The sequence below is a fragment of the Nitrosophilus sp. genome, from assembly GCF_982775275.1.
The window spans coordinates 1-3,918 of the sequence record NZ_CEXZHP010000145.1 but is presented as its reverse complement, the minus strand read 5'-3'; the positions used below and the strand labels follow the sequence as shown (position 1 = coordinate 3,918).

The window sequence follows — 3,918 nt, the reverse complement described above, 5'->3', positions numbered from 1 at the left end:
TATATTTAAAATAAAAAAGATAAGTATAGGGGTATTGGTTGATGGAAAATATATAACAAAAAAAGATTCAAACGGCACCGAAATTAAAGAGTTTATACCAAGAAGCAAAGAAGAGCTTGCCTCTTACGAGGAACTAATAAAGAGTGCTGTTGGTTTTGATCCAAAAAGGGGGGATAAAGTTACGGTTATAAGTGTTCCTTTTGAAGCGCCAAAAAGTATAGAGATCGAAGCTGAGGCTTTATCTACTAAAGATATGATACTTTTGCTTGTAGTCGGTGGACTTGCTTTAGTATTGTTTGTTTTATTGATTGTATTTATGATTAAAGCATCAAAAGCTAAAAAAGCAGCAAAATTAGCCGAAGAGAAAGCCTTGGCAGAATCTATGAAAGAGATGAGCAAATTACACGAAAAAGAGAGCACTATGCTAAATCTTGAGGCAGAGCCGGCTTATCAGAAAATTATGGAAATGGTAGAAGAAAACCCAGAGCTAATTGCGTCTATGATAAGTAAATGGATGAAAGAAGAAAAATGATAGATTTAGACGATTTTGGCAAGCTAAAAGATATAAATATATTAAAAAGCAAAAAAAATCAGGATGAAATAACTCCAAAAGAGGTAGAAGAGTTTTATCAAGAAAAGATTTTGGAGTTAGAGCAAAATTTTAAAAATATTATTGAAAAAACAAAAGATGAGTATTATAAAAAAGGTTTTTTAGAAGCTAGCAAAATAAAAGATAAAGAGTATCTTAAAAAAATAGAAGAGATAAAAAAAGAGTTTTTACAAGAAAGAGAAAAGGATTTAGAAAATTTAAGCAAAAGATATCAATTTATAGAAAAAGAGATAAGAGAGAAACTTGAAAATTATCTAAATAGTCTAAGCAATATTTTGCTTGATAATTTAGAAGAGATTTTAGAATATTTATATATTCAAAAATCAAATAGCGAAATTATAAAAGAGGCTATTTTTCAAATAATTGCAGAGTTTAAAGAAAATCTTCCTTTAGAGATAAAAGTCTCCTCATCGATATTTGAAGAGATAAAAAAAAGCTTTCCATCCATAAAAATAGAAAAAGATACAAAGTTGAAAGAGGGCGATTTCATTATCGAGTTTTATGATTTTAAACTCGAAAATAGATTAAAAGAAAAGATTGAAGTTTTAAAAGATGAAATTAAAAGAGAGACTAAAAAGTTTACCTAAATATAAGGTAAAAGGTAAAATAGTAGGTGTTAGCGGTCCGATAATCGAGGCTATTTTGCCTAAAGTTTCCATTGGAGATTCTTGCGTTTTTGAAAATGGAATCGAAGCTGAAATAGTAGGCTTTAAAGATCATAAAACCCTTTTGATGGCTTATGATGATACAAGAGGAGTAAAGGTTGGAAGTTTTGTGGAAGCAAAACTTGAGCCTATAAATATAGGTGTAGGAGAAAATCTTTTAGGTTCTGTTATAGATCCTTTCGGGAATCCTTTAAATAAAGATAAAATTGAATATTCAAATTTTTACTATCTAAAAAACGATCCTATCAACCCTTTAAAAAGAGATAGAATCGTAGAACCCCTTGATATGGGTGTTAGAAGCATAAACGGCTTGTTAACCGTAGGTAAAGGACAAAGGATCGGAATCTTTGCGGGTGCAGGTATCGGTAAAAGCACTCTTCTTGGAATGATATCTAGATTTACAAAAACAGATGTAAACGTTATCGCTTTAATTGGAGAGAGGGGAAGAGAAGTTAGAGAGTTTATAGAGGATAATCTTGGCGAAGAGGGATTAAAAAAATCTGTTGTAGTGGTTGCAACTTCCGATCAAACGCCTTTAGCGAAAATAAGGGCCGTATATTCGGCCATCGCCATCGCAAACTATTTTTCAAATATAAAAAAAGATGTGCTTTTTATGGTTGATTCATTAACCAGACTTGCTATGGCGCAAAGAGAGATAGGCTTGGCTATTGGTGAGCCGCCAACAAGTAAAGGATACACTCCTTCTGTTTTTTCTCTTTTACCAAAAATAATTGAACAAGCCGGCACCTTTTCTGGTAAAGGAAGTATTACCGGTATTTATACGGTTTTGGTTGAGGGCGATGATGTTTCGATGGATCCGGTTGCAGATGCGGCGGTGGGGTTTTTGGATGGCCACATACTTTTGTCTAGGGCTTTAGCTCAAAAAAGGATTTTCCCAGCAATTGATGTATTAAAAAGCATTAGCAGATTAACCCCTCAAATTGTAGATGAAAAGACTCTTTTAGCGCAATCAAAATATATTGAAATCGAATCTATTTATAGAGAGTCCGAAGAGATGATAAATCTTGGTTTATATAAATTGGGAACATCGCCAAAGATTGATACTGCTATAAGATTGCACGATCTTTGGGAGGATTATTTAAAACAGAGTGTTGATAAAAAGGTAGATTTGAAAGAGAGCTTCCAAAAACTTTTTGATCTTGTTTCAAAAATCGATATAAATTTATGAAAAACTCCAAAAATAGGACTATTCTTTAGATTTTTTTAATTTTCTTTAGATAAAATAAGTAATTAATCCCAAAAATTGATTTTTAATAATATTATCAAATGTCAAAGGAGAGCAAATGGCATATGAAATTGGTTCTATAACAGGGTTTGCTGGACAGGAGATACAAGTTTTTGATGAAAATTATGATAATTCTCAAATGGATCAAGAGGATTTTTTAAAAGTTTTACTAGCAAATTTTCAGTACCAAGATCCTTTTGAAGCAGAAGATATAAGTCAATTTATTGATGATACGATAAAACTTAGAGAGCTTGAAGTTATGAATGATTTCGAAAATGCAGTGCAAACTTTAACTTCAGATAACTCTTCTACGCTTTTATTGCAAGCTTCCAATTTAATAAATGAAAAAATTGTTTATGAAGGAAATCAAACATATTTGCAAGACGGAACCAGTAAAATTGAATTTAAACTAGATTCAAATGCAGATGTAGTTGATATTTATGTTTATGATTCAAATGGCAATATTGTGGAAAGCGAAACTTTTTCTTATTTAAGCGGTGGAGTTATATATCCATATGAAATTAATAACGATTCACTTGAAGATGGTTACTACTCTGTTTCAGTAGTTGCAAAAAATGTAGAAGGAGATGTAAGATCTACCGTTTATTCAACAGCTTTAGTAACTGGAGTAGAAAAAGATTATGACAATATAGTTGCTCTTTTTGAGTATGGTTCAATTGATTTAGATAATATCATCCAGATAGGAGGCTAAAATGCTACAATCGTTTTATACGGGCAATACGGGATTAAATGCCAATAAAACATGGCTTTCAGTAATTTCTGATAACATAGCAAACGTTAATACTATAGGTTTTAAGCAAGAAAGAGTAAATTTTCAGGATTTAATTTCAAGTTCTTTAACTACCTATTCGACAAGTGGTGTTCCAAAAAACAATGAAATAGGCGGAGGAGCGTTTGTGGCTTCTACTTTAAAAGATTTTTCTCAAGGGACTTTTCAAACAATAAATTCCCCTTTAGCTCTAGCACTTGATGGTGAAGGTTTTTTTATGGTAAAAAATCCGGCTGCCGATTTGGTATATTATACAAGAGCTGGAGATTTCAGAATTGATGCAAATGGGGATGTAATAAATCAAAACGGTTATAGACTCCAAGGATGGACGTTAGACGATGCTGGAAATATTGCTGGTCCTATGGGAAATATAAATATTCCTAGTTCTTTGGAACCGAAAAATACGGATCAAATAGAATTTGAAAATCCGGCAAATTTAGATGCCAATGTTCAAGCGATATCTTCTACCTTTGATCCAAGCGATCCTTCAACTTATCATTATGTAAATACGATTACTACTTATGATAGTTTGGGAACCTCTCATACATTGAAACATTTTTTTGTTAAAACAGATATAAATACTTGGAGAGTATATACTCAAATTGAC

5 protein-coding genes are annotated in these 3,918 nt (G+C 31.9%); all 5 read left to right on the top strand.

All coding sequences use genetic code 11. The features are described from left to right. Positions 1-532, top strand: a 532-nt coding sequence (locus AC30RD_RS07090) for a flagellar M-ring protein FliF C-terminal domain-containing protein (RefSeq protein WP_489493715.1), incomplete at its 5' end; no start/stop codon positions are given. Continuing rightward, on the top strand, positions 529-1,197 hold the full coding sequence (locus AC30RD_RS07085; RefSeq protein ID WP_489493714.1) for a hypothetical protein: 669 nt from the start codon (positions 529-531) through the stop codon (positions 1,195-1,197). The genes AC30RD_RS07090 and AC30RD_RS07085, both read left to right, overlap by 4 nt. Further along, the gene (locus AC30RD_RS07080; RefSeq protein WP_489493712.1) at positions 1,163-2,464 is read left to right on the top strand and encodes a FliI/YscN family ATPase; all 1,302 of its coding nucleotides are present in this window, start codon (positions 1,163-1,165) and stop codon (positions 2,462-2,464) included. The genes AC30RD_RS07085 and AC30RD_RS07080 overlap by 35 nt, the downstream gene beginning before the upstream one ends. A 115-nt stretch (positions 2,465-2,579) precedes the next feature. Next, entirely contained in the window at positions 2,580-3,233 is a 654-nt protein-coding gene (locus AC30RD_RS07075; protein WP_489493711.1) for a flagellar hook assembly protein FlgD, read from the top strand. Between the two features lies 1 nt (position 3,234). After that, a partial coding sequence (locus AC30RD_RS07070) for a flagellar hook-basal body complex protein (RefSeq protein ID WP_489493710.1) occupies positions 3,235-3,918 on the top strand: 684 nt, incomplete at its 3' end.